Genomic DNA, 24,929 nt, shown 5'->3' with positions numbered 1-24,929 from the left:
CCGCCCAAATTGCAAGAGTAGACGCGATTCGGCCAAAGTTTACAAGCCCAGCCTCCAAGTCATTGAATGTAAACGGCTTGCTGGCGCGGGCGGCGCGGACAACGAAATGTGTATAACGCTATGACTTCAACCTTAAGAAACTTAAAGTCCTGCGTCGAGACGCGAGAAGTCTGCCCCGCTGCGTTTGTCTTGCCGCTGCAGATTTCCCTGTCTTCCGCGAGAATCCGGTAGCGCACATTCGCTACAGGGTTGCCGTTGTAATCCCTGATGGTGAATCGTTCATCGAACGGGCCTGCAGGTCGATTGCGACAGAGGCACCTTTCGCCTTGCCCTAACGCCTGCCTCATGTCGTACCCGGATGGGAGAGCCCTGATCGCATTAATCGGAATCCGCTCCCCGGATTTCAAATTCGTCGTCATTGCATGAGGCATATCAGGCCACTCTTTGTATATCTTGAATGTAATACGGCAATCAAGACATTCCCGGTTATCTGATCCCTCGAACATATCCGCAAAGCGAGCCTTCATTTCTGCAATGATCGCCTCTGCGGAGCGCATCCTTTCATACATTGGACCCTCCCATAGGTTAATTCGCGCTCTCAGACCATCAGACCATCAGACCATTGAGCACGCGTAAGAGCACCATCAGTTACCCTCCGCGTTATGGTTCAGATCGGATACAACTGAAGTCCATCCCGCGGGAAAAATTCGCCGGATTCGACATTCAGACCCATTGCAGACGGTATTGGCGTGAAGTTTAAGTAGACTAAATAGGTGATACGGCAAAGCAGGCATTCTTCCTTGCCCACGGCACCATCCTGTTTCAGTTTTCCCATTTGACCTCTTCTGTTTTCCAGCAAAACATCTATCGAATAAACCATTTAAACGGGTCACGGTCAATGACTTTAATTCGAGATAATCCCGTTTTGACAGATATTCACAATTGCTCTGGCCATCTCATTTTCAGGTGCAGTTTTCCAATATCACCGTCAAACAAAAAAAGCGGCATTGAGCCGCTTTTACCGTAAGTGACCGACGCCGGTCAGTGCTTTGCCCATGAAGCGTCCATAGCCGCCAGTTTCCCGTTCGCGCCCTGCCCAGGGTCAGCGAGAAGCGCTGCCGCGTCTCCCGGTGTCAGCCGGCGGTTAGGAAGCCGCTTGGCGTCAAGCGCAAGCACGCTGAACAGTTCCTGATCGGTGCGATTGGTCGCGTGGTAGTTCTCGCCGATCTGGATCATGAACTCCAGCAGGTTGCGGCGTTCGTGTCTTTCCTCGACAGTCACAGCAGGACTTCTAGCGGAGCCTGAATTGCGTGAGAAGGCCAATAATCGTAGCTGGTCGATCAGCGTTCCGGGCCACAGACAGTCAACGCGATTCGGCTTTATTCGCGTTCTGCTCGACAATGAGTTGCGGGGCGAATAGTTGGCCGACCTCGGTCCAATACCGGCACCGAACCGCGCCCGCAATCACAACTCCAGCACCGTCACCCCGACTTCCATCCGATGCGCGCCGCCGCCAAGAATCGTCCCGCGAAGCAGTGACACGTCGCTGTAATCGCGCCCGATCGCGAGCGTCACATGATCCAGATCGGCGAGCACGTCATTGGTCGGATCGAGATCGATCCAGCCGCTGGCCGGACAATGCACCGATACCCAAGCGTGCGAAGCATCCGCGCCAATCAGGCGCGGGTGTCCCGGCGGCGGATCGTTGCGCAGATAGCCGCTGACGTAGCGGGCGGGCAAACCAAGCGAGCGCAGACAGCCGATCATCACCTGCGCGAAATCCTGACAAACGCCGCTCTTCAGCTCAAACGCGCGTTCGGCCGGCGTGTCGAACAGCGTCGCCGACGGCTTGTACGCGAAGTCCTCGTGAATCCGATGCATCAGATCGATCGCGCCCGCGACGAGCGACCGGCCGGGCGTGAAGCTCGGCAACGCATAGGCGCGCAGCGTCGGCCGCAGCGCAATATTCGGCGAAGCGAAGCAGTACTCCGCCTCGGCACAGAACGCGCCGCCCACGCGAAACCGCAGCGCCTCGGCCACCGTCTCCCAGGGCGGGGTGGCCTCGGCGTCGAGGTTGGTCCAGCGCGGCGTCAGCGCGACCGTGGTTTCGCTGACGAGTTGCAGGCGCTCGTGCGGTGTATCGAGCGCGAAGTACAGCACGTCGTTGCCGAATGCGTCGATGCGGCTATGCTGATACGACGGCTGCGGCTCGATCCGCTCGCTGCGTGAGATCACACGCTGCCACGGACACGCGAGCGGCCGGATCGTCGCCAGATGCTGCGCGGTTTCGACATACGTCGAGTAATGGTAAACAGTGCGATGCGAAACAGACAGCACCGTCGACGCGTTCTTCATGCCCACACCTGCGAGGCAACCGTGGTCGCGTGACTGAAATAGCGCGCGCTGATCTCATGCGCGGCCGCATTGGCGAAGCTGCCGATCTGATCGCACAGCGCAATCAGCTTGCCATACGAGCCCTGTTCGTCGACCTCGCACAGCGATTCGAGCGTCGGCAGCGATTCGACGGGCGGCAACAGCTCCGCGAACGGCCGATGCCGCACACTGCCCGCCGCGATGGCGATCTCGTCGAGTTTGTTGCGCAGGCGTTCGTACACGCCATAAATGCCACGCGGATTATGCGGTTCGATCACCAGCAGATCGAGCAGCGCCGGTACTTCGAAACGTCCCGGATACAGCGAGCGATACGTGAGCGTGCTGTCGAACATTTGCAGCAGCAGATCGAAGCCGGCCGGCGTCGCGAGCTGGCCGTTCACGGCGACGCCGCGCATGAACGCGGCCATCGTCGCGACGCGTTCGATATGACGCCCGACGAACAGCAGCCGCCACGCCTCATCGCGCGTCATGCGGTCGCCCTGCGCGCCGCTGATCGCCGATAGCTGCACCGACAGATGCTCGAGCGCATTCGCCAGCGTCACGCGGTCGTAGCGATCGAACGCATTGCCGCTGCTCGTGGCACCCGCGCCGCCGTTGCCCGCGCCCACGGCTGGCGACAACACCTGCAACGCGTCCTGAAAGTCGTTGCGCGCCGCGAGGATCATGCGCCAATGATCATTCGACAAACGCCCGCGCACCTCGCCGTTCGCGCGCGCCTGGCAATTGAGGTTCTGGCTGATGCTGACGCTGCCCGCGCTCTCGCCGAGATTCGCGACGAGCGCGCGCTCGAACGTCTGCGGCGACGGCAGCCCGTGCGGCGACGCCAGGTCGCCCGACTGCACGAGGCCGCACCATGTCGCGAGTTCGACCAGCGTCGCGAACATCGAATCGGCGTCGTTGCCTTCGAGCGAGCCGAGAATCAGCCGCAGCAGACGCACGTTGTTTTCCGCCCGCTCGCCGTAGCGGCCCGCCCAGAACAGGTTCTCCGCGGCACGGCTCGATACCGTACGATGCTTGCGCGTGAGATCGGCGGGCTGCATCGGCGAAGGCAGCAGTGTGAAGGTCGAGCTTGGCTGGCTCGACAGCACCCAGGTATCGACGCTGCTGCCGCCGTGCTGCATCGATACCGTGGTCTGACGCTCCGCGGCCATGCGCGTGAAACCGCCCGGCATCACGTGCCAGCCGCCGTTGACGTCGGCGATCGCATAGACGCGCAGCACCGACGGCCTTCCGCCGATCGTGCCCTCCTCGAAGCGCGGCGTGCAGGAAAAGCGCTGCTCCTGCTGGATCGTGAACGCGTCGGGCAACGCGTCGATGCGCTCGCGCCATGCCGCGAGCGGCTGCCTGCCCCCTTCGATGCCGGGCGGCGCGTCGCGTCCCGTGAGCGGCCAGGTCGGCACGATGAACGCGTCGTCGAGATGCGCGAACGCATGCTCGCGCGCGGCCCGTTCGCCGCACCACCAGGTCGGCACGCCGGGCAGCAGCAGTTCTTCGCCGAGCAACGCTTCGGCGATACCCGGCATGAAACCGTGCAACGCCGGCGACTCGGCGAACCCCGAGCCCGGCACGTTCGACACGATCACATTGCCCGCGCGCATCACCTGCAACAGCCCCGGCACGCCGATCGTCGAATCGGCGCGCAGTTCGATCGGGTCGCAGAATGCGTCGTCGAGCCGGCGCAGCACGACGTGCACGCGTTCGAGGCCGGCCAGGGTCTTCAGATAGAGCCGGTCGCCGCGCACGGTCAGATCCTTGCCTTCGACCAGCGTGACGCCGAGATAGCGCGCCAGAAACACATGCTCGAAATAGGTTTCGCTGTACGGCCCGGGCGTGAGCAGCGCGATATGCGGTGACGCGTCAGCGCTTTCCTCGTTGCGCATCGTCGCTTGCGCGGCCTGCACGAGCGTCGCGATCAGTTGCGAATAGAGCGGCGCGAGCCGGCTCACGCGCAGCGAGCGGAACGGCTCCGCGAGGAGCGTCGACACGATCAGGCGGTTTTCGAGCGCGTAGCCGAGACCGGACGGCGCCTCGGTGCGATGCGCGATCACGCTCCACTCGCCGCCCGGCGTGCGCGCGAGATCGAGCGCGACGACCTGCAGATACTGACCGCCGGGCGGCGTAAAGCCCTTCACCGAACGCAGATAGCCCGGATGGCCGAACACCAGCGCGGGCGGCAGTCGGCCATCTTCGAGCAGCGTCCGCGGTCCGTAGATGTCGGCAACGATCGCGTTGAGCAGATGCGCGCGCTGCGCGACGCCGCGCTCGAGGTGCGCCCACTCGGCCTCGCTGATCAGGAACGGCAGAAGGTCGAGCGCCCATGGCCGTGACTTGCCGTTGTCCGCGTAGACGTTGTAGCTGATGTCGTTGTCGCGGATCTGCTGCGCGATCGACGCGTGATGGTCCGCGAGCCGCGCCACGCCGTCTTCGTCGAGCAGTGCGAAGAACTGCCGCCACGGCTCGCGCAGCGCGCCCGACTCGTCACGCAGCTCGTCCCAATGTCCATCATGACCCGGCAGCAATCGCAACAGGGACGAAGCGTCCGCCGGCAGCGCGGACGCCTCGAAGGGCAAAGTCGATTGAAAGGCCAAGGTCGTGTGATGTCAGTGATGCGTGTTTTTCAACTGTGGCGCAGATCGAGTGTGAACGGAAACTCGAGGCTGCGCTGCGGCGTGCCCACGGCGAGCGGCCCCGGCGTATGACCCGACGCGAAGAAACGCGAGCGTCGCCGGCTTTCCGCCTCGTAGGCGTTGACCGGGAAGGTCTGATAGGTGCGCCCGCCCGGATGAGCGACATGATACTGGCATCCGCCGAGCGAGCGGCCGCTCCATGTGTCGACGAGGTCGAACGTGAGCGGCGCGTGTACGCCGATCGTCGGATGCAGCGCCGAGGGCTGCGACCACGCGCGAAAACGCACGCCGGCCACGTACTCGCTGACGCGGCCGGTCGGCTGCAAAGGCACCGGCACGCCGTTGACGCTCAGCACGTGACGATTGCCGTTCAACCCGAGCGCGCGCACCTCGAGCCGCTCGACCGACGAATCGACATAGCGCACCGTGCCGCCGCTGGCGCCCTCCTCGCCCATCACGTGCCATGGTTCGAGCGCATTGCGGATCGTCAGGTCGATGCCGCTCAGCGTCATCTCGCCGACGAGCGGGAAGCGGAATTCGAAGTGCGGCGCGAACCACGCGCTTTCGAAGGCGAAGCCGGCTTCGCCGAGCTCGGCGAGCACGTCGTCGAAATCCATCTTCACGAAGGTGCCGAGCAGGAAGCGATCGTGCAACTCGGTGCCCCAGCGGGTGAGCCGCTGCGTGTACGGCATGCGCCAGAATCGCGCGACCAGTGCGCGCAGCAGCAGTTGCTGCACGAGACTCATGCGCGCGTGCGGCGGCATCTCGAAGCCGCGCAGCTCCAGCAGGCCGAGGCGGCCGGTCGGGCCGTCGGGCGAATACAGCTTGTCGATGCAGAACTCGGCGCGGTGCGTGTTGCCGGTCACGTCGATCAGGATGTTGCGCAGCGCGCGGTCGATCATCCACGGCGGCAGGTTGCCGCTGTCGCGGCCGCCGAGCAGATCGACCTGGCGTTGCAGTTCGGAGAACGCGATCTCGAGTTCGTAGACCTGATCGTTGCGCGCTTCGTCGACGCGCGGTGCCTGGCTCGTCGGTCCGATGAACAGCCCCGAGAACAGATACGACAGCGACGGATGGTTGTGCCAGTACGCGATCAGGCTCGCGAGCAGATCGGGCCGGCGCAGGAACGGGCTGTCGGCCGGCGTCGCGCCGCCGAGCACGAAGTGATTGCCGCCGCCGGTGCCAGTGTGGCGCCCGTCGAGCATGAACTTCTCGCTGCTCAGATAGCTGTGCGCGGCCGACTGATAAAGGTACTCGGTGTGATCGACGAGCTCGTCCCAGTTCGCGGCCGGATGGATATTGACTTCGATCACGCCGGGGTCCGGTGTCACCTGCAGCACTTTCAGACGCGGATCGCGCGGCGGCGGATAGCCTTCGAGCACGATCTGCATCTTCAGCTCCGCGGCCGTCGCTTCGACTGCGGCGAGCAGGTCGAGATAGTCGTCGAGATCGGTCAGCGGCGGCATGAATACGTGCAGCAGCGTACGGCCGCTGCCGAACGAATCGGCTTCGGCTTCCGGGCCGGCCGCGCGTTTCGGGTCGCGCGCCTCGACGCACACCGCGGTACGCAGCGTGTCCTTCGACGATTCGCCAAGCGCGGGCAGCGATTCGTCATGGCGCTGCGGCGCATACGCGAGCACGCCGCCGTGCGGGATGCCGCTCAGCAGATCGGCCGCCGGCAGCGACAGCGCGGCCGCCTGCCGCGCGCTGGTCTGTTCCTCGGTGATCTGCCGGCCCTCGCGCCCGCCTTCGTACTGCACGCGCAACTGCGCGGCCGTGCGCAGCGGCTGCGGCGGTGCGAACGGATCGTGCGCGTGCTGATACGGATAGTCGGTCTTCGACACCCACGGCAGCGATTCGAGCGGCAGCCGGTAGCCCATCGGCGAATCGCCGGGAATCAGATACATGCGGTCGTCGCGGAAGAACCAGCGGCCCGTGATCCACGTCGGCGTGATGCCCGGCGCGCCACGCTCGCGGCCGAGCGGCAGCACGTAGCCTGACGGACTCGCGAGCCCCGCGTCGAACACGCGCCGCAGTCGCACGCGTTCGAGCTCGTCGTCGAGCCGCGCGTCGAACGGATCGACGTTCACCGGCAGGCGGCGCTCGCGCCACAGGTAGTACCAGGTGTCTTCGTAGCCGGGCTGGATGCAGTCGGGGTCGAGCGACAGCTTCGCGGCCAGATGCGCGATGAAGCGTTGCGCGTCGGCGGCCGTGTAGCGGCCCGGCTCGCGTTCGTCGGCGAACAGGGCCGGGTTGTGCCAGCACGGCTCACCGTCGGCGCGCCAGTACAGCGACATCGCCCAGCGCGGCAGTTGCTCGCCCGGATACCACTTGCCCTGGCCGATATGCAGGAAGCCGTTCGCGCCGTAGCGCTCGCGCAGCCGGTCCACCAGCGCGACCGCGTAGCCGCGCTTGGTGGGTCCAAGCGCGTCGGTGTTCCATTCGGCGGCGTCGCGATCGCGCACCGATACGAAGGTCGGCTCGCCGCCCATCGTCAGTCGCACGTCCATGTCGGCGAGTTCGTAGTCGACCCGCGCGCCCATCTTCAGCACGTCGTGCCACGCGGCTTCGCTATACGGCTTCGTGACGCGCGGCGACTCGAGCACGCGTTCGATCGACATCGTGTGTCCGAACTCGACCTCGCTTTCGTCGACCGCACCCGAGATCGGCGCCGCGCTGCCCGGCTCCGGCGTGCACGCGACCGGTATGTGCCCTTCCCCCGCGAACAGCCCCGAGGTCGGATCGAGCCCGATCCAGCCCGCCCCTGGCAGGTAGACCTCGCACCACGCGTGCAGGTCCGTGAAGTCGACCTCGGTGCCGCTCGGGCCGTCGATCGATCTGACGTCGGGCGCGAGCTGCAGCAGATAGCCCGACACGAAGCGCGCCGCGAAGCCGAGCTGCCGCAGCGTCTCGACGAGCAACCAGCCCGAATCGCGGCACGAGCCCGCCGCATTGGTCAAGGTTTCCTCCGGCGTCTGCACGCCCGGCTCCATCCGGATCAGGTAGCGGATCTCGCGTTGCAGCCGCTGGTTCAGCGCCACCAGGAAGTTCGCGGTACCGGCCGGCGTGCGGTCGATGCTCGCGACGAACTCGGCGAAGCGCGGCGTCATCGGCCGCTTCACGCGGTAGGGCGCGAGTTCGGCCGCCAGCTCCGGCGCGTAGTCGAATGGAAATTGCTCGGCCGACGGTTCGAGAAAGAAGTCGAACGGGTTGTAGACGGCCATTTCGGCGACCAGATCGACGCTCACCTTGAACTCACGGGTCTGCTCGGGAAACACGAGCCGCGCCTGATAGTTGGCGAACGCGTCCTGCTGCCAGTTGATGAAGTGCCTCGCGGGTTCGACGCGCATCGAGTACGACAGGATCGGCGTACGACAATGCGGCGCGGGCCGCAGCCGCACGACCTGGGGTGACAGCGTGACCAGCCTGTCGTAGCGGTAATGAGTAACGTGATGCAACGCGACGCGTATGGACACTCCGGACTCCTCGACGAAGGGGGCAGCCCGCCAAAAAAGCAAGCTCTATGCCGTTGCTGGACAAACCCGTATGAATCGTTTGGTGTTGTCTGAATTGCGTTTGCGTTGCGTACCTCGCGCCCTGCCGCGGGCTCGCCTCGCACCGTGCACCAAAGCGGCGCAGCGCCGATGCACGATCATGACCGTACTGTGCGTTAAAGCGGTGACGTCTGGCAATCGCGGCATGAAGATTGCGACCGGCTTTCGTCCGCTATCGCGTTGATGATGGCGCTTACCATGGCTCATCATCGCAAACGACATAGCACCGATCACGAGGCCCGCCCGATGAAAACCTTCCACTGCAATCGCTGCGCGCACCTCGTGTTCTACGAGAACGTCCGCTGCGAGCGCTGCGAGTCGCTGCTCGGCTATCTGCCTGAACTGCGGGAAATCAGCGCGTTCGGGGACGCCGGCGACGGCCGCTGGCGCAGCCTGCATCCCGAGGCGAATGGCGCGCTGTTCCGACAATGCCACAACTACGCGGTCGAAAACGTCTGCAACTGGATGATCCCAGCCGATTCGCCCGACACGCTGTGCCACGCCTGCCAGTTGACCAGCACGATTCCGAACCTGAGCGAACCGGAAAACCGGCTCTACTGGTACCGGCTCGAAGTCGCGAAGCGGCGTCTGCTGTACACGCTGGGCGAGCTTGGCCTCGACGTGCGATCGCGCGACGCGGACCCCGAGCGCGGTCTCGCCTTCGAGTTTCTCGCCGACGGCGGCGCCGGCAAGCCCGTGATGACCGGTCACGACAACGGGCTGATCACGCTGAACATCGCCGAGGCCGACGACGCGCATCGCGAGAAAGTGCGCACCGCGATGGGCGAGCCGTACCGCACGCTGCTCGGCCACTTCCGCCACGAGACGGGCCACTACTTTTTCCGCCACCTGATCGAAACCGAGCCGCGCTGGCTCGAACCGTTTCGCAAGCTGTTCGGCGACGAGCAGGCCGACTACGGCGAAGCGCTGAACGCCTACTATCGCGACGGCGCGCCGGCCGACTGGCAGGCGTCGTACATCAGCGCTTACGCGACGATGCATCCGTGGGAAGACTGGGCGGAGACATGGGCGCACTATCTGCTGATCGTCGACGTGCTCGACACGTCGACGTCTTACGGCCTCGCGCTGCTGCCCGACGATCCGAGCGAGCCGACGCTGACCGACCGCACGCCGGTCGAGGACGCGAGCTTCGGCAATCTGATGAAGCGCTGGTTTCCGCTCACCTATGCGCTGAACAGTCTGAATCGCAGTCTCGGCATGCCCGACGGCTATCCGTTCACGCTCGCCGCGCCGGTGGTCGACAAGCTGCGCTTTGTGCATCGCGTGATCGCGGCAGCGGGTGACAAGCGCGACAAGCGGGGCGACCGCGAACCAACCAGCGCATAAAAACGCCCGCCGCCGGACCAGCCGGCAGCGGGCGCATATGACGCGCATCATCGAGCCGCGAGCAACCGGCTACCCGCGCTCGGCTCGCCACTTCAATACGCCACTTCAGTACGCCACATAAGGCCCCGTCCCACCCGGCGTCGACTGCTGCTCGATCGCCGCATAGACATTGCGACCGTAGAAGAACGGCAGCCCCCAGTCGAACACCGTCGACGTGACGAATGCCGGGCCCGCGAGCAGCGGCAATGCCGAGTCGCCGCTATCAGTCTGCGCGATCGACATCGCATTGCCGACGCTGAACGTCACCGCGCTCGTCGTGCCATTCACGCCTTCGATCATCGCGCTCAACTGCTGCGTCGAGCTCGGGCAGTAATAAGCGCCGTTCGGGCTCGCGCAGGCCGGCATCAAGCTGGTCTGGAAGAAGAGTCCCGTCGAGCCGCTGTCCATAATGCTGCGCGTATACGTGGTGCCGTTCTGCACCGTCGTGAACGTGCCGTTCGACGGGCTCACACCGATCACCTGCGCCCCGCCGAGCGCATTGTTGCTCTGCGTGCCGATGCCGAACACGAGTTGCCCCGACACCGATGGCGCGCCGCCCGACACGGTCGGCAGACTGAGCATCGAGCCGTTGTTGTCGGTCGCGAAGTACGGCACCGGATTGGCGACCTGGTACGTCTGCGCGAGCGGTATCGACGTGCAGCTGGTGCCGCCGCAACCATAGTAGGTCGCGGGGATCGCCTGCTGCACGCAGTTCGCGCCGCAGTCGTGCTTGAACACGCCGATGCCGAGAATGCCGTTCGCCTGCAAGGCGGCCGGCGTGTTGCGCGCCGCGCCGACGGCCGCGCAATCGCCCGGCAGCGACGCGTAGCCCGGATCGATCACCTGGATCGGCAGCGCAGCGGCTTTCTCGCCCGCGATCTGCACATCGGCGAGCTTCACCGCGCCCCACGTGTAGCCGTCGAAGAACTGCATGCATTCGGCAACCAGGTTGCCCGAGCCGTCCTGCTGCTGCGGCAGGCTCATCGACGCGGGCAATTGCGACGCGAACACGCGCACGCCCCACGAGCCGGTATCGACGAGCACGTGATCGATCGTCTGGCAGTTGCTGGTGCCGGGCGCGCAGATCGTGATGCTGACGAACGGCATGTTCGGCACGTTGCTGACGCCCGAGTCGACCGTCACGCGCACCGCGTTGGCGGCCAGCACCTGCGGCGACGGCGACGTGTTGGTCACGGTCGAACCCGACGAGCTGGTCGAGCTGCCCGAACCGTTCGAGTTGCTGGAGGTGCTCGAATTGGCCGTGGTGCTCGCGCTGCCGCCCCCGCCGCCGCACGCGCTCAACAGCAGCGCCAGAACCACGACGGGCGCCGCGCCCAGCAGAGTCATCCACGAAGACCTGGATCGCATGATTCGCTCCGTTATTGAATAACGCTGACGTCGACGCCCGCGGGCACCGCCTGCGGCAGATAGGCGTAGCCGGTGAAGGCGCGCAGATGGCCGCTCGAGAACACCACGAGGTCACTGTTCGAGACCGCGAGCGGCGCGCCGCGCCGCGCCGCGCTGGCGGCCACGTAGGCATCGAAGGACGCGCCGAGCGTCGCCTTCAGATCGGGCAGCGTCGGGCCATCCCACGCGACGCCGAACACGATGCCGTTGCCCGCCACGTATTCGCGCACCTGGGTGCCGGACGGCAGCGTCAGCGCATGCACCGAATACGCGCCCTGTGCGCTGGCCGCGCGAGCAACCGCATGCAGGCGCGTCCGATCGCCGTCGACGGTGCTGGCGTTCTGGCCGAGCGTCGCGTGCGCGCCGAACGGCAACGCGCAGCTTGCCCCGAGCATTGCGCAGGCAATGCGGGTGAGAAGCATCGGTTTCAAGAAATTTCCTTCGAGGTGAAACGCCGCGACCTGCATGTAGCCGATCACAAACGCGAGACTAGGGGCGCACACCTGACCGGCAAAGCCGGTTGCCTTCACGCCGGTTGGGCTGCGTGAATGCGTCTACGGAAAGGCGAGGCGAAACTTTAGTCAGGGGAATGGCGCGCGGCATCGTTTGCGGCGCGATTGAAACTGTTCGGAGTTGTTGAATCGATCGACCGGGTTTGATCAGCGTGGGCAAAAGCCTTTTGGCGACAATGCTTTGACGCTTATTCGGTTTCCGTCTGACATTTAGAACTGACCGACTGCGGAAATTGCGGCCGCCACGCGTAATAGTTGCGAACGTGAGCAGCGCTTGTTCATCGATGTAAGCGTCTGCCGAATAACGAGCGGGCGGAGTCCGCATTCCTCTGGCTACATGAGACTTGCAACGCAAATCCCGACGGGCAAAAAAGCGGAGGGCCTAGCGGCCCTCCGCGTCATAGATCGTCCGGAACTCGCGGCGTGCGCTACTTCTTCTGTTGCTGAAGAAGCGACTTCAACTCCTGCACGTTCTCCTCGACGCGTTTCGCGATCACTCCATACGATTCCGCCTGGGTCTGATACGCGGCTTGTGCGAGCTGTTGCATGTCGGCGAGCGATTTGTGCAGGCTCTGCTGGATCAGCTCCGCGGTTTTGCTCGACGGCGCGGTGCCGGCCGCCGTGAGCTGCACAGTCAGCGCCTGTAGCTCGCCCAGCGTGGTGCGCAGCATGTCGGCCTGTTTCTGCGCGAGCGACTGCATCCCCTGGAATGCTGTCTGATTCGCCTGAACCAGCGCTTCCATGTCCTTTCGGCGCGCTTCCATGATGGCGGGCACGTCGAATCCGGGGAGCTTGAACTGCTCCAGCATTTTGGTTAGATCGCCAAACGGATTGGCTGCATCGGGTCGGTCCATGCGAAATCCTCCTTGCGGTTGAAGACTCATCGCCTCTGCGTCGCCCGCACCAGGCGCGACGCCGATGCCGGCGGCTGCGTGTGCCGCGCGTGCCGCCACAGCAAGGTGCTTTTGGGGTCGCACGGCACATCGGAGCAATCATGCGCTATCCGGCTGGGTTGCGCCAGCGGACTCACCCTGGCGAAAACCGGTTCACGGCAACGTGGGTCGCTTCGGGGTCTGCGCCGCAGAGCCGCGCGCCGCTATGCCGCGCGCCGCTAGGCCGCGCGCCGCGAAAGGCTCGGAAAGTTACTGAATGGCTTTCGTAACCCGACCAATCAGCGGGTCGACTATCGTTGCGAGGAGCCGGTCCATCGTGGCGCCGGCGCTGTTTTCGATGGGAGCGACATCATGAGAAACGCATTCTTCGGCGCGGCCGTGGCCGCGGTTCTTGGCATCATCGCTACGGCCGCGCTCGCCGACGACGGCATGCCGCCGCCCCCGCCCGCCGCTATGCACGAGGGCGGCCCGCGTGGCGACGGGCCGCCGGGGCATGGTCCGACGATGGGTCACCCGAGCCCAGCTTTCGCGGTGATCAATGATCTCGAACAACTGCGCCGTCTGTACGCGCTAAACGGTCATGAAGGCGAGATCGTCGCCGTCTACCACGACGTGCTGAACAAGACCCAGGACCCGATGCTGCGTCACTACGTGTACGACTCGCTCGCGCGCGAGCAGCTGAGGCCCGCCAATCCCGAGCAGGCGATCGCGACGCTACGCGCGAGTCTCGCCGAAGATCTCGTGGCGGCGAACAAGGCGCCGCATGGTACGCCGCCGGGTCAGCCAGCGGCACAACCGCAATAAATTTTCATCGCGAATTGCGAATAAAGCGCCGCGCCACGTGGCGCTTTTTCTTTGCGCCGGAGCATGCGAGCGCGTTCGAGCGACCGCTCCATCGCCGCATCTCGTCCGTGCGCTCCCGCAGCCCCGCCCCGCGCGGCTTTCCGCGACTACGTTGCCTGTCCCACATTGGCGCTTCACTGATGCTTTTCATCTTCCGTCAGGTGATTACGATAGGAGCTCCGCAACGTCAGGGCAGGGTGAAGGAATGCGCTATCCGCTGGACATGGCCATTGCCGCCGCCCTGCTAGTTTTCGTCCTGTGCTGCATCGTCAAGCTCGCTTTGAGCTGATCGGCGGCTCGACGTCCGCGCGCTCTTCTTCGTCTCGCCGTGACATCGCTCGAAATAATTGTTGAATGGAGTTCGGCGAGCCGCTCACACATACTTCGTTCGCTGCCGGTGCGTGACGAATCACAGACGCATGAGATCGAAAGGCTTCACGTGCGAATCCCTTCGCCGATGATCGACGATCCCACGGTTGCCCGATCATCGGCGATGGACTCGAACAGACTGGCACCGCGTGCCGACCACAGGATCATCATGTTGACTTCAGTGAACTTCATCAAAAAGAACGCCGCCCGTTTCACCTGCATGGCATTCGTGTGCGGCGGCGCGCTGCTGAGCGGCTGCGCCGGCGCCAGCGTCACGAATCTGAGCGCGACGAGCACGTCCGCGACGGCCGACGCAGGCACGCAATCGACGATGCATCCGGACACGATCTACGTCTACACGTTCGATGCCGATCCGCAGCAGGTCAAGCTCGACAACGGCGGCATGCTGCAAAAACTGAAGACGCAGATGTCGGACTCGTCGGACGCGCAGAAGCAGGTTGCCGATGCCGCCCAGGTGCGCGAGCAGGTCGCCGACGAGATCGTCCATCAGCTGCAGGCGATGGGACTGCACGCGGTGCGCACCGACGCGCCGGTGCCCGCCGGCCAGAACGTGCTGCTCGTGCAGGGCAGCTTCGAGACGATCGACGCCGGCAATCGCCGCCGCCGCACGCTGATCGGCTTGGGCGCGGGCAAGAGCGAGGTGAGCAGCGCGGTGCGGATCGTCTACCAGCCCGCGGGCGGCACGCCGCGTGTCGTGCAGAGCTTCACGGCCAACGCGGACAGCGGCAAGATGCCCGGCATGGTCGAAACCGCCGGGGTCGGCGCGGCGGCCGGCACCGTCGCGACCGCGGCAGCGGCCGGCGCGGGCCTGCACGGCGTGACCGAAACGAAGCGCGCGGGCGTGTCGGACGATGCAAAGCGCCTCGCCGATGCAGTCGCGAAACAGATCGCGCAGTTCGGCGCGCAAGCCGGCTGGATGCAGACCGCGCGAAAGAGCTGAGCGGTTGAGCGCGGCGGGTTGCGGGTCCGACTAAAGAGCGCGGTTGAAAAGCGCGGCGGTGTGGAGCGATGTCCACGCCGCCGCGTTTTTTTATCGACGCGCGCCCCGTCGCTAGCCGCGCCACAACCCTCGCAGCAGTGCGAGCAGCGTGGCCGGCGCCGTGCCCTTCTGGCAATAACCGTCGAAGTTGTGGCGCTCGCGGCCGGTTTGCCTCACGTGGTCCTCGTCCAGCGACGTAAACGCGACGATGCCGAGGCTGTGCGTCGGCAGATAGCGGCGCAGCGCGCTCGCCGTTTCGTAGCCGTCGCGCTCCGGCATCATGATGTCGAGCACGACGACGTCGGGCACCCAGTTGCGCACGCAGTGCAGCGCCGCCGTGCAGCCGGTCGCGGCGCGCGCCTCGACGCCCTCGGTGGCAAGCGCTTGGGCGGCGTTCTCGTTGTCGTCGATGACGAGCACGCGCGGCACGCCGTGCAATAGCTGGACCTCTCGGGCGCTCCACCTCTGGCAGGTAGTCGGATTTCGTGGCATGTATGGCGGCCTGCGAGTAAACCTTTGGGTGGGTAGCAAGCGCTGTACCGCGGCTGCGGCGGCGTCAAACCCGCGCGTCGCGGCCGCTCGACGTCATCGAAAACATCCACTCTTGCCATCAGTTCTGTAAATCGTTGCGTTTCTACAATAGGAATGATTCCTATTTGCACTATACTTCCGCCGAACCTTTCGTTCCGCGCTCGGACTGCTTACATAAATGGCATCATCCGCGCGTGCAACCAGGAAAAATGCCGCCCGGATTCCAACTAGCGCCCCGGGACGGAAGATCGACGACCACGCCTACTTTCCAATTCATGTCCGTTTCACGCTGGAATCGCCCGCAGGCCATGCCTGCTCAAGCCACTCTGCATCGCGCCACCATCCTTGCCGCCATCGCCGTCGCTTTCAGTGTCCCGGCCAGCGCGTTCGCTCAATCCACCGACTCCGCCCCCGCCGCCGACGGCACGCTGCCCGCCATCAAGGTTCAGGCGGCCGCCGTCGAAGAGTTGCCCGGCGACCTGTCGCCGACATACGCGGGCGGCCAGGTCGCGCGCGGCGCCGACTACGGCGTGCTCGGCAAGCAGCGCAACATCGACATGCCGTTCAGCATGACGACCTACACGGCCAAGCTGATCAAGGATCAGCAGGCGCGCACGCTCGCCGACGTGGTCGAAAACGACCCGTCGGTGCGAACCGCGTACGGCTACGGCAACTTCTCGGAAGTGTTCGTGATTCGCGGCTTCCAGCTCAATGCCGACGACATCTCGATCAACGGTCTGTACGGCGTTACGCCGCGCCAGTTGGTCTCGACCGCGGCGGTCGAGCGGGTCGACGTGTTCAAGGGCGCCAACGCGTTCCTGAACGGTGCTTCGCCGACGGGCTCGGCGATCGGCGGCGGCGTGAACGTGCAGCTGAAGCGAGCGGAGGACACGCCAACCACCAACGTGACACTCGCAACCAGCGGCTCCGGCGAGTTCGGCGCGCAGGTGGACGTCGGCCGACGCTTCGGCAGCGAAGGCCAGTTCGGGATCCGCGTGAACCAGGCGAATCGTGACGGCGAGACGAGCATCGACGGCGAACACCGCCGCGACAACACTACGGCCGTCGCGCTCGACTGGCGCGGCGACAAGCTGCGTCTGTCCGGTGACTTCCTGTATCAGCGCGAGCACGTCAGCGACGGCCGCCCGGTCGTCTACTTCACCGACGCGATTCCCGCCGTGCCGCCGGCAACGTACAACTACGCGCAGAACTGGTCGTACACGAACCTCGAAGACACCGTCGGCATCCTGAAGGCCGAATACGACTTCCTGCCGGGCTGGACCGCTTATGCGACCGGTGGTGTGCGCCGCACGGTCGAGCAAGGCGAGTACTACTCGCCGACCTATTCGTCGACCGGCGTCACCGGTGCCCGTCTCGGCGTGCCGTACAACCAGAATTCGACCTCCGCCGAAGTCGGCGTGCGCGGCCGCTTCGACACTGGCCCGGTGTCGCATCTGGTTGCGGCGGGCGGCGCCATCACGAGCGAGAACACCAACTCCGCGTGGACCTACGCCTTCATGGGCCCGGTCTCGCTCTACAACACGGTGCAGACGCCTTACCCGGCCACGACGATGTCAGGCGGCAACCTGGCCGATCCGGGCATGACGGCCACCACGGTGATCCGCAGCGTGTCCGCGTCCGATACGCTCGGCTTCCTGCATGACCGGGTGATGTTCACGGTCGGTGCGCGTCGCCAGCAGATCGCGACGGCCAACTACGACAACACGGGCATCGGCAGCGGCAACTACAGCGACGGCATCACGACGCCGCTGTTCGGCCTCGTTCTGCGCCCGACGCAGAACGTGTCGATCTTCGCGAACCGCAGCGAAGCGCTGGCAGCGAGCAGCATCGCGCCGGCGGGCACGCTGAACTACGGTCAACAACTGGCGCCAGTGCGCACGAAGCAGTGGGAAGTGGGTGTCAAGTACGACACCGAAAGGCTCGGTGCGTCGTTTGCCGCTTTCCAGATCGAACAGCCGTCGGCGTTCACCGACCCGGCCACGCATATCTATGGCCTGAACGGCAACGAGCGCCATCGCGGTCTCGAAGCCGAAGTGCACGGCGAGCCGCTCAAGGGCCTGCGTCTGCTGGCCGGCGCTTCGCTGATGGACGCGACGCTCGAGAACACGCAAGGCGGAACCTACGACGGCAACCGTCCGGTGGGCGTGCCGACTTTCCTGTTCAACCTGGGCGCCGATTACGACATTCCGATGGTGCCGGGGCTCGCGGTCAACGCGCGCTGGATCCATACCGGCGCGCAGGAAGCGAACGCCGCCAACACGCTGTCGATCCCGTCGTGGAACCGCTTCGACCTGGGGGCGCGTTACGAGACGTCCATCTACGGCAAGAGGACGACGTTGCGCGCCACCGTGCAGAACGTGACGAACAAGGCGTACTGGTCAGCCGTGTCGGCCTACGGCGCGACGACGTACCTGACCCAGGGCGCACCGCGTACGTTCCTGTTGTCGGTCAGCACCGACTTCTGATTGTCTGACGTGATGTCGGTCGCCTGTGCCAGCGGTTTGCATGCATGACTAAAACGCTGCCGGGCTTTCGGGCTGGCAGCGTTTTAGTGTTTCCGCGCGAACTGAACGGCGTGGCGCCGCCCCTCGTCACTCGACCGGCGGCTCGCCTTCGGGTTTTTTCTTCGGCCGCTGCGCATCGGCGGCGCGCTGCGGCAGCTTGCTCTTTTCGTTATCGCTGTGCCTGACGGGCTGAGGATGATTGAACTGTTCGTCGACGTCTTTCATGGTGTGCCTCCGTGCCAACGCAACACAACTCAACACACAACACACAAAACAACGCTCATGAATGTTCGGCGGACCGCGCGGTCTCGCCCGTGCCTGCGGCTGCGGCCGGCGCATCGGTTGCCGCGCCCATCGTGACCAGTACGCTGCACGTCACGCGATCGAGCAGCAGCCCGTCGTGCCGGCCACCCCACCATCGCGCGAGTCCGTGACTGCGACGATGACCGACGACGACCAGATCGGCCTTCAGATCGTTAGCGAAAAACGGTATCTCATCGAGTGGTTCGCCGATCGCGAGATGACCGGTCGCGCGAATTCCGCGTGCGGCGAGCTTCCGTAAGCCCTCGTCGAGCAGCGTTTTGGCGGATTCGTTGATGAAATCGACCGGCACCGCGGCCGTAATGTCCGCGCCCTGCATCCACGCCGTATTGTTGAGCACGGAAAGCAGATGCACTTCAGCATTCAGGTCTTGCGCGAGAGCGGCACCGTCCTTCAACGCGTGTTGTCCTTCGCGAGTTCCGTCGTAGCAGAGAAGAATGCGCTTGAAGCTCGACATGAGAACCTCCTTGCGCCGCGCGGCACGTGGTCAATTAATTATATGTCAGTTCGTGATACATACCGCGCGACACCGATGCACGCAAATACCTACAGAAACGCCGTCAAACAGGCACTATTCGCGAGTTTCGGCGGCCACCGAATCCCGCCCTGAAATAGCGGTTGTGCGGCGCGGCGATCAGGAACACCGCGCTACGACTCAGGCCACAGAAAGAAAACATGAGCAGCGTTTGCCGCGGGATCGACGGGCAAACCATAGCCATGCGACCGAGCGGTCCATGCCTCGTGCGGCGAACCGTTCGGCCATTTCACGAGCACCACCGCTCCGCTGGACAACTGGTCGACAACGGTGCCGCCATACACGCCGATCACACTGCTTCGCACCCCCGTGCCGCACGACGCGGTGCAAGAGCCGCACACCGGCTGCGGGTACCGGCCGGTCTGCTGCGCGGGTGAGAACGCATAGGCAAGCGGAACGGCGCAAACCGAAATAAGGACGATTGCGAAACGTCGACACGACGCAAGTTGTTTCATCGCGATTCCCTCGACGAACTACAGCCCCCAGATGATGTCCGCGTCCGAGTCGCGCGCCGCACGCATCATGTCCAGAAACGGCCACGCGCGCTGCGACAGCCGGTTGCGCGACTCGCGTTGATTACTGGTTGAGCAGTGCAATGCTTCGAGGGTCGTTTCCGCGGCCGCGTCTTCGGTGATGGCGGTTTCGAGCCGATCGATCGCGCGGGGCAGCTCGTCGTGGCTGATAACGCCCCGCGCGCCGAGCCGCTTGCCGATCAGACCAAGCAGATATTGTGCGAGATCCCTGAGCATGACGACATCCGGCGACGCCGTCGATTGAAACGTGATCATCATGATGGCTCCTTTATCGGTCTATCAGGCAACGGCCAACCAGTCCTCTCAATCCGTCTGCTCTCATTTTATATCACAACGTGACAAAAAAGAACGCGCCGAGGGGTGATTTAAGGGCCATGCTGAAGCACATCGGCTGTGTTCTCGACTGTCTGCGAGATGCGACAGATTCCGCGCGCCGCGCGGGGGGCGGAGAACTTTTATATCATATTGACATATAATCATGACCAGACTGTATTCGCGTTGCCAGGGTTTCCCCGGTAATGTCGGGCCCGGCATCATCGACTACTTTCTGCTCCTATCTTGTCCCGCTCTCCTGCTCTCGGCTGGCTTGCCAGCTTTCTCCTGCACCGGTCACCGTGAAATGGCACGAGCGTGCGCGTTCGTGCCTCGGCGCGCTGCTCGGCATCGCGTTCACCGGCGGTCTGATGTATCTGCTGCTCGGCCCCGTCGCGAATATTCCGCGAAGACGTCAAAGCCGTGCAAGGGCGCCGTGACGCACTGCTCGACATCGACACCGACGACCTCTATTCGCTGCTGCGCGAAACGCAGCTTCAGGCGTTCTCGCGCAGCTCAACGAACTGCGCTGCGAAGACGTGATGTCGCGCCACGTCGTGTCGGTATCGCCGGGCACGCGTGCCGCCGCCGCATGGCAGTTGTTCAAGCGCCACAACGTGAAGGCGCTGCCGGTCGTCGACGCGGCGCAGAAACTGCCGGGCATCGTCACGCGCGCCGATTTCGTCGACAGAAGAAGCTTCGGTGCGCTCGGTCCGATCCTGAACTACTTCGACGGCTGGCTGCGCGGCGATGCGCTTCGCACGTCGAACGTCGGCAGCGTGATGACCACCGACGTCTGCACCGTCGCCGCCACCGATCCGATCACGGAACTGGTGCCGATGTTCGCGAACTTCGGCCATCACCACATCCCGGTGCTCGATCGCGCGGGCCGCGTGGTCGGCATGATCACGCAGGTGGACCTGATCTCCGGCCTGTATCGGCAAACCGCCACCCGAGCCCGCGAGGCGGCCTGATTTTCAACTAAAAGACCGAGGAGACCTGCCGCGCGATGCCGTTGCGACGGCCGCAATTCGCTCAAGTACATCATGACGTGATATATTTTCGGTTTTCTTCACATTGGCGGATTTGCCATGAAAGTACGGACTCGCAAGCTCGTTAAGAGCGATTTCGAGCAGTTGTCGCAGTTTCGCTATCAGATGCGGCGCTTCGAGCGCTTCTCGGAGCAGGCCGCGCAAAGCGAGGGCATCACGCCGTTGCAATACCTGTTGTTGCTGCACATCAAGGGCTATCCGGAGCGCGACTGGGCGACCGTCGGCGAACTCGCGGAGCGTCTGCAGGCGCAACATCACGGCGTCGTCGCGCTGGTATCGCGCTGCGAGGCACTGAATCTCGTGCGCCGCCAGGTCAGCGAGACCGATCGCCGCCAGGTTGAAGTACACCTCGAAAGAGCGGGAGAACGGGTACTCGAACGGCTTGCGGAACTGCATCGCGCCGAATTGAGATCGCTCGAAGGCTCCTTCCAGGTTCCACGGATCGACCTCGACTAACCATGCGCATGGATTCCCACAAACGCGACTTCGCGGCGAATGCACGGCTGCCCGGCATCTTCGCGCTCGCCGCAGGCATCGGCTTCGTCAGCACGATTGCCGCCTTTGTTCTGCTGAACCTGATTCGCCTGTTCACCAATCTGTTTTTCTTCGGCACGCTGTCGTTCGCCGACCGCTCGCCCGCCACCAATACGCTTGGCATTTGGGTGATCGGCGTGCCGGTGATCGGTGGTTTGATCGTCGGGCTGATGGCGCGCTTCGGCTCCGAAAAGATTCGCGGCCACGGCATTCCCGAGGCGATCGAGGCGATCCTGTTCGGCAAGAGCAAGATGTCGCCGAAAGTGGCGGTGCTCAAGCCGTTGTCGTCAGGCATCGTGATCGGCAGCGGCGGGCCGTTCGGCGCGGAAGGCCCGATCATCATGACCGGCGGCGCGCTCGGCTCGCTGATCGCGCAGTGCGTGAAGGTCACGGCGGCGGAACGCAAGACGCTGCTCGTGGCGGGCGCGGCGGCCGGCATGACCGCGGTGTTCGGCACGCCGCTCGCGGCCGTGCTGCTCGCGGTCGAACTGCTGCTGTTCGAATGGCGGCCGCGCAGCTTCCTGCCAGTCGCGGTGGCGTGCGCGGTCGCTGGCTTCGCCCGCGTAATTTTCTTCGGTACAGGTCCGCTGTTTCCGCTACAGACTGCCGCGCCCGATGGCTGGTCGCTGCTGTCGTGCGCGGTCGCGGGCGGGTTGTCGGGCGCGCTGGCGTCCGGCCTGTCCGCCTCGCTCTACAAGGTGGAAGACCTGTTCGGCAAGCTGCCGATCCACTGGATGTGGTGGCCAGCGCTCGGCGGCATCGTCGTCGGCATCGGCGGCTGGCTCGAACCGCGTGCGCTCGGCGTCGGTTACGACGTGATCGGCGATCTGCTGCATCAGCACATTGCAGTGCAGGTCGCCCTTTTGCTGCTCGCGGTGAAGGCGGTGATGTGGGTCATCGCGCTCGGCTCGGGCACGTCGGGCGGTGTGCTCGCACCGCTCCTGATGCTCGGTGCCGGACTCGGCACGGTGCTCGCGCATTGGCTCCCGGGCAGCGAACCGGCGCTGTGGCCGCTCGTCTGCATGGCCGCGACGCTTGGTGCCACGCTCGGCGCGCCGCTGACGGCCATCGTGTTCGCGTTCGGCCTCACGCACGACGCCAACGCGCTGTTGCCGCTACTGACGGCAACGCTGATCGCGCACGGCTTCTCCACGGTCGTGATGCGGCGCTCGATCATGACCGAGAAAATCGCGCGACGCGGCTATCACATCTATCGCGAGTACGGCGTCGATCCGCTCGAGCGCCACTATGTCGACGAAGTGATGACCGCCTCGGTCGAATCGGTCGATGCCGCCACGACGGTCGGCGCAACGCTGCAGACGCTGTTCGGCGCGAACCAGCTGCGCCGCGCGTATCCGGTGGTGCGCGACGGCGCGGTGATCGGCGTGGCCGACCGCATGTTGCTCGAACGCTTCTGCGCCGAGGACACGGAACGCAAGCGCGCGATGACGCTCGCCGACGTGTTCGCGCAACACAACACCGAGTTTGCCTTGTCATCCGAAACCTGCCGGCTGGTGGCGACGCGGCTCGCCGTGCTCGGGCTCGAACGCCTGCCGGTGGTCGCCGATCGCAACAGCATGCGTCTGGTAGGCATCGTGTCGCGCAGCGATCTGGTCAAGCCGTCGCTCGCGCACTTCGAAGAAGAGCACAAACGGGAACGTTTCCGTCGTATCGGGCCGTCGTTCAGCAAGCGGCGCTTCGCGCCGGTTCGTAAAGCCCGCTAAAAAGACCGCAGCAAAAAATCAAAGGCCGAGCCCCCGTTAGGGCCTCGGCCTTTTTGTTCGCGCATGGAGCTATTTGCCCGCGCCACGCGACTCGACGCAACCCAGCACGAGCGTGTCGCCCGATTTCGCGCCGGGACCCAGCGCCGCCGTGTGGAAGTCCGCATGGTCGCAATGCCATTCGGCGTGGAAGTCGCGTGGGCATGCCATCGTCGTGCCACCTTTGTGCAGGCCGGGCAGCGCGTAATCGCAAGTTTCCCGTCCGTTGCAATGACGCTCTAGCTCACGGGTCAGGTTGCCGCGCGGCGCGCCGCAATTCTCGCCATAGGTGCCCGATACGATCGTAATCGCGCGCATTTGTGCGTCGGCGTTTGTGGACACCATGAATACGCCGCTTGCCACCGCCAGCGCAGCACGAAGAATTCCACTGGGGAAAATCCGTCCGCGCCGCGAAGATTCCATCGGCCTGTTCACTTTGCACCTCCGTTCCCGCTATAGGCGACGTTCAACCGAAACGCACCGCCTATAGCCAGGTATAGAGGAAAGAGCAAAAGACTGCCACTAGAAACCATTCCTACGCGCAATAGCGGCCAAAGCCGTTATTCGAGCGCCTTGTCGTTTGGCGTCGCGTAAAGCTGTTTCAGCGAATCGCTCATCGGAAAGTCGAAGCTGATGTTTTTCGGCGGCACCGGCTTGATGAACCATCGGTCGTACATCGTGTGGATTTCCGGTCCTTTCATCACCTGTTCGAGCGTGTCGTCGACGAGCTTTCTGAACTCCGGATCGTCGCGTCGCAACATGAAGCCATACGCTTCCGACGATTGCGGCGTGCCGGTGATGATCCAGTCCGACGGCTTCGCGGTCAGCGTGCGCGTGCCGGCAAGCAACACGTCATCCATCATGTACGCGACGGCGCGGCCGCTTTCGAGCGTGAGACGCCCTTCGCCGTAATCTTTCGCGCTGATGATCTGCATGTTCATCTTCTTGTCCTCGTTCATCTTGCGCAGGATGCGCTCGGACGTCGTGCCCTGATTCGTCACGACCGTCTTGCCCGCGAGATCCGGAAAGTCCTTGATGCCCGAGTCCTTGCGCGTCAGAAGACGCGTCGTCGCGACGAAGAACGTGTCGGCGAACGCCACCTGGCTTTGGCGCGCGACGAGATTGGTCGTCACGCCGCATTCGAGATCGACCGTGCCGTTCTGCACGAGCGGAATGCGATTCTGCGAGGTGACCGGAATGAAGCGCACCTTGAGGTCCGGACGCTTCGTTTTCGCCTTGACCGCATCGATGACCTTGTTGCACAGGTCCTGCGAAAAGCCGACCACCTCGTTGTTCGCGTCGACGTACGAGAACGGCACCGACGTCTCGCGATGGCCAATCGCGATCACGCCGCTTCGCTGGATCTTCGCGAGCGTGGACGTCGCGTCCTGCGCAAACGCGCCCGGACTCGCCAACGTTGCCGCCACGAGCATGGCAACAGTGGACCAATTCATCACTTTCATGGGTATCTCCAATCGTGCAGCAGGTTCCTGATGGATGGCGGGCTGCTGCGCCAGCCGTCTACATATGTTGCCATTAAAAAAATAAATGCAACATATGTTAACTACCGAGTGTTGGATGGCCGCGTAGCTGTGGGCTCTCAGAAAAGGTGTCCTTGGCCCCCTGTTCGGACCGGAGACATGGTAACGGGTGTGCGGGGACATGGGTAACACTCCGGGCGAGTGATTCGCCTGGAGCCGTTCATGCCCTAGAACGAATGGCACTTACTTAAGCCTACATGGAGGAGAAGACGCGGGTAAGTGCTTGAAGAGAAAGGGAGGGGGCTGATCCAGGGATTGATACGATGGTTGTTACCAGGCAAACACCGTCTCATTCCAAAG

General features: G+C 64.2%; 22 protein-coding genes. 7 read left to right on the top strand and 15 right to left on the bottom strand.

The genetic code is table 11. From position 1 onward, the window contains the following. Positions 1-59: 59 nt before the first annotated feature. The 6 genes from F6X37_RS32930 to F6X37_RS32905 all read right to left on the bottom strand — a co-directional run bounded on the left by F6X37_RS32930 (position 60) and on the right by F6X37_RS32905 (position 8,497). Entirely contained in the window at positions 60-569 is a 510-nt protein-coding gene (locus tag F6X37_RS32930; protein ID WP_262420115.1) for a hypothetical protein, read from the bottom strand. Between the two features lie 98 nt (positions 570-667). Further along, positions 668-835 carry a hypothetical protein gene (locus F6X37_RS32925; RefSeq protein WP_167368718.1) on the bottom strand — a complete coding sequence of 56 codons (168 nt, stop codon included), beginning with the start codon at positions 833-835 and terminating at the stop codon, positions 668-670. A gap of 206 nt (positions 836-1,041) precedes the next feature. Then, positions 1,042-1,281, bottom strand: coding sequence for a hypothetical protein (locus F6X37_RS32920; RefSeq protein WP_187614176.1), 240 nt, complete (start codon positions 1,279-1,281; stop codon positions 1,042-1,044). A 183-nt stretch (positions 1,282-1,464) separates the two neighbouring features. After that, positions 1,465-2,355, bottom strand: coding sequence for a transglutaminase domain-containing protein (locus F6X37_RS32915; RefSeq protein WP_090807192.1), 891 nt, complete (start codon positions 2,353-2,355; stop codon positions 1,465-1,467). Beyond that, complete coding sequence (locus tag F6X37_RS32910) at positions 2,352-4,982, bottom strand: circularly permuted type 2 ATP-grasp protein (protein ID WP_187614175.1); 2,631 nt, start codon at positions 4,980-4,982, stop codon at positions 2,352-2,354. Before F6X37_RS32910 ends, F6X37_RS32915 begins: the two co-directional genes overlap by 4 nt. Before the next feature lie 29 nt (positions 4,983-5,011). After that, positions 5,012-8,497 (bottom strand): DUF2126 domain-containing protein, encoded by a 3,486-nt coding sequence (locus F6X37_RS32905; protein ID WP_187614174.1) that lies wholly within the window; start codon positions 8,495-8,497, stop codon positions 5,012-5,014. A 324-nt stretch (positions 8,498-8,821) separates the two neighbouring features. Between F6X37_RS32905 and F6X37_RS32900 the strand changes: the two genes are divergently transcribed. After that, positions 8,822-9,922, top strand: a complete 1,101-nt coding sequence (locus tag F6X37_RS32900; RefSeq protein ID WP_187614173.1) for a putative zinc-binding metallopeptidase — start codon at positions 8,822-8,824, stop codon at positions 9,920-9,922. A gap of 105 nt (positions 9,923-10,027) precedes the next feature. Here F6X37_RS32900 and F6X37_RS32895 read toward each other — a convergent pair whose 3' ends face one another. The 3 genes from F6X37_RS32895 to F6X37_RS32885 all read right to left on the bottom strand — a co-directional run bounded on the left by F6X37_RS32895 (position 10,028) and on the right by F6X37_RS32885 (position 12,734). After that, the gene (locus F6X37_RS32895) at positions 10,028-11,329 is read right to left on the bottom strand and encodes a DUF3443 domain-containing protein (RefSeq protein ID WP_187614172.1); all 1,302 of its coding nucleotides are present in this window, start codon (positions 11,327-11,329) and stop codon (positions 10,028-10,030) included. Between the two features lie 11 nt (positions 11,330-11,340). Then, a complete protein-coding gene (locus F6X37_RS32890; protein WP_187614177.1) occupies positions 11,341-11,790 on the bottom strand; it encodes a DUF2844 domain-containing protein in 450 nt (149 codons plus the stop codon). Positions 11,791-12,308: 518 nt separating this feature from the next. Next, positions 12,309-12,734: a phasin family protein gene (locus F6X37_RS32885; protein WP_184025089.1), complete on the bottom strand. Its 426-nt coding sequence runs from the start codon at positions 12,732-12,734 to the stop codon at positions 12,309-12,311. 390 nt (positions 12,735-13,124) lie between these two features. On the opposite strand from F6X37_RS32885, the gene F6X37_RS32880 reads away from it, so the two are divergent. Both F6X37_RS32880 and F6X37_RS32875 read left to right on the top strand, forming a co-directional pair. After that, on the top strand, positions 13,125-13,577 hold the full coding sequence (locus tag F6X37_RS32880) for a hypothetical protein (protein ID WP_187614171.1): 453 nt from the start codon (positions 13,125-13,127) through the stop codon (positions 13,575-13,577). A gap of 577 nt (positions 13,578-14,154) precedes the next feature. Continuing rightward, positions 14,155-14,946 carry a DUF4410 domain-containing protein gene (locus tag F6X37_RS32875; RefSeq protein ID WP_187614170.1) on the top strand — a complete coding sequence of 264 codons (792 nt, stop codon included), beginning with the start codon at positions 14,155-14,157 and terminating at the stop codon, positions 14,944-14,946. Between the two features lie 111 nt (positions 14,947-15,057). On the opposite strand, the gene F6X37_RS32870 is transcribed toward F6X37_RS32875, so the two are convergent. Continuing rightward, the gene (locus tag F6X37_RS32870; protein ID WP_187614169.1) at positions 15,058-15,477 is read right to left on the bottom strand and encodes a response regulator; all 420 of its coding nucleotides are present in this window, start codon (positions 15,475-15,477) and stop codon (positions 15,058-15,060) included. A gap of 314 nt (positions 15,478-15,791) precedes the next feature. Here F6X37_RS32870 and F6X37_RS32865 point away from each other — a divergent pair, with 314 nt between their 5' ends. Next, complete coding sequence (locus tag F6X37_RS32865; protein ID WP_187614168.1) at positions 15,792-18,002, top strand: TonB-dependent siderophore receptor; 2,211 nt, start codon at positions 15,792-15,794, stop codon at positions 18,000-18,002. A gap of 126 nt (positions 18,003-18,128) precedes the next feature. Here the strand turns inward: F6X37_RS32865 and F6X37_RS32860 are convergent, their stop codons facing one another. From F6X37_RS32860 to F6X37_RS32850, 3 genes are all read right to left on the bottom strand, one after another. Further along, positions 18,129-18,266 carry a hypothetical protein gene (locus tag F6X37_RS32860; RefSeq protein ID WP_167368721.1) on the bottom strand — a complete coding sequence of 46 codons (138 nt, stop codon included), beginning with the start codon at positions 18,264-18,266 and terminating at the stop codon, positions 18,129-18,131. A gap of 55 nt (positions 18,267-18,321) precedes the next feature. Beyond that, the gene (locus F6X37_RS32855) at positions 18,322-18,819 is read right to left on the bottom strand and encodes a universal stress protein (RefSeq protein WP_187614167.1); all 498 of its coding nucleotides are present in this window, start codon (positions 18,817-18,819) and stop codon (positions 18,322-18,324) included. Positions 18,820-19,370: 551 nt separating this feature from the next. Next, positions 19,371-19,688 carry a DUF1840 domain-containing protein gene (locus F6X37_RS32850; protein ID WP_018423542.1) on the bottom strand — a complete coding sequence of 106 codons (318 nt, stop codon included), beginning with the start codon at positions 19,686-19,688 and terminating at the stop codon, positions 19,371-19,373. Positions 19,689-20,284: 596 nt separating this feature from the next. On the opposite strand from F6X37_RS32850, the gene F6X37_RS37335 reads away from it, so the two are divergent. From F6X37_RS37335 to F6X37_RS32835, 3 genes are all read left to right on the top strand, one after another. Beyond that, positions 20,285-20,716, top strand: coding sequence for a CBS domain-containing protein (locus F6X37_RS37335; RefSeq protein ID WP_262420113.1), 432 nt, complete (start codon positions 20,285-20,287; stop codon positions 20,714-20,716). Between the two features lie 117 nt (positions 20,717-20,833). Beyond that, entirely contained in the window at positions 20,834-21,250 is a 417-nt protein-coding gene (locus F6X37_RS32840; RefSeq protein ID WP_090807212.1) for a MarR family winged helix-turn-helix transcriptional regulator, read from the top strand. A 2-nt stretch (positions 21,251-21,252) separates the two neighbouring features. Next, a complete protein-coding gene (locus tag F6X37_RS32835; protein ID WP_187614166.1) occupies positions 21,253-23,052 on the top strand; it encodes a chloride channel protein in 1,800 nt (599 codons plus the stop codon). 69 nt (positions 23,053-23,121) lie between these two features. On the opposite strand, the gene F6X37_RS32830 is transcribed toward F6X37_RS32835, so the two are convergent. Then, on the bottom strand, positions 23,122-23,433 hold the full coding sequence (locus F6X37_RS32830; protein ID WP_262420112.1) for a hypothetical protein: 312 nt from the start codon (positions 23,431-23,433) through the stop codon (positions 23,122-23,124). A gap of 215 nt (positions 23,434-23,648) precedes the next feature. Next, complete coding sequence (locus tag F6X37_RS32825) at positions 23,649-24,551, bottom strand: glutamate/aspartate ABC transporter substrate-binding protein (RefSeq protein WP_184025029.1); 903 nt, start codon at positions 24,549-24,551, stop codon at positions 23,649-23,651. Positions 24,552-24,929: the final 378 nt, after the last annotated feature.

It is taken from the genome of Paraburkholderia sp. 31.1 (assembly GCF_014397645.1).
Lineage (GTDB): Bacteria > Pseudomonadota > Gammaproteobacteria > Burkholderiales > Burkholderiaceae > Paraburkholderia > Paraburkholderia tuberum.
Note: the sequence above shows the minus strand (reverse complement) of the source record. Positions and strands in the feature narration are given on the sequence as shown.

Bases quoted from the DNA above. Each gene is read 5' to 3' on its own strand.
- F6X37_RS32900 (WP_187614173.1), top strand. From the start codon at position 8,822: ATGAAAACCTTCCACTGCAATCGCTGCGCGCACCTCGTGTTCTACGAG.
- F6X37_RS32870 (WP_187614169.1), bottom strand. From the start codon at position 15,477: ATGCCACGAAATCCGACTACCTGCCAGAGGTGGAGCGCCCGAGAGGTC.
- F6X37_RS32835 (WP_187614166.1), top strand. From the start codon at position 21,253: ATGCGCATGGATTCCCACAAACGCGACTTCGCGGCGAATGCACGGCTG.
- F6X37_RS32875 (WP_187614170.1), top strand. From the start codon at position 14,155: ATGTTGACTTCAGTGAACTTCATCAAAAAGAACGCCGCCCGTTTCACC.
- F6X37_RS32930 (WP_262420115.1), bottom strand. From the start codon at position 569: ATGTATGAAAGGATGCGCTCCGCAGAGGCGATCATTGCAGAAATGAAG.
- F6X37_RS37335 (WP_262420113.1), top strand. From the start codon at position 20,285: ATGTCGCGCCACGTCGTGTCGGTATCGCCGGGCACGCGTGCCGCCGCC.
- F6X37_RS32825 (WP_184025029.1), bottom strand. From the start codon at position 24,551: ATGAAAGTGATGAATTGGTCCACTGTTGCCATGCTCGTGGCGGCAACG.
- F6X37_RS32855 (WP_187614167.1), bottom strand. From the start codon at position 18,819: ATGTCGAGCTTCAAGCGCATTCTTCTCTGCTACGACGGAACTCGCGAA.
- F6X37_RS32895 (WP_187614172.1), bottom strand. From the start codon at position 11,329: ATGCGATCCAGGTCTTCGTGGATGACTCTGCTGGGCGCGGCGCCCGTC.
- F6X37_RS32860 (WP_167368721.1), bottom strand. From the start codon at position 18,266: ATGAAAGACGTCGACGAACAGTTCAATCATCCTCAGCCCGTCAGGCAC.
- F6X37_RS32840 (WP_090807212.1), top strand. From the start codon at position 20,834: ATGAAAGTACGGACTCGCAAGCTCGTTAAGAGCGATTTCGAGCAGTTG.
- F6X37_RS32830 (WP_262420112.1), bottom strand. From the start codon at position 23,433: ATGGTGTCCACAAACGCCGACGCACAAATGCGCGCGATTACGATCGTA.
- F6X37_RS32880 (WP_187614171.1), top strand. From the start codon at position 13,125: ATGAGAAACGCATTCTTCGGCGCGGCCGTGGCCGCGGTTCTTGGCATC.
- F6X37_RS32885 (WP_184025089.1), bottom strand. From the start codon at position 12,734: ATGGACCGACCCGATGCAGCCAATCCGTTTGGCGATCTAACCAAAATG.
- F6X37_RS32925 (WP_167368718.1), bottom strand. From the start codon at position 835: ATGGGAAAACTGAAACAGGATGGTGCCGTGGGCAAGGAAGAATGCCTG.
- F6X37_RS32865 (WP_187614168.1), top strand. From the start codon at position 15,792: ATGTCCGTTTCACGCTGGAATCGCCCGCAGGCCATGCCTGCTCAAGCC.
- F6X37_RS32915 (WP_090807192.1), bottom strand. From the start codon at position 2,355: ATGAAGAACGCGTCGACGGTGCTGTCTGTTTCGCATCGCACTGTTTAC.
- F6X37_RS32850 (WP_018423542.1), bottom strand. From the start codon at position 19,688: ATGATGATCACGTTTCAATCGACGGCGTCGCCGGATGTCGTCATGCTC.
- F6X37_RS32890 (WP_187614177.1), bottom strand. From the start codon at position 11,790: ATGCTTCTCACCCGCATTGCCTGCGCAATGCTCGGGGCAAGCTGCGCG.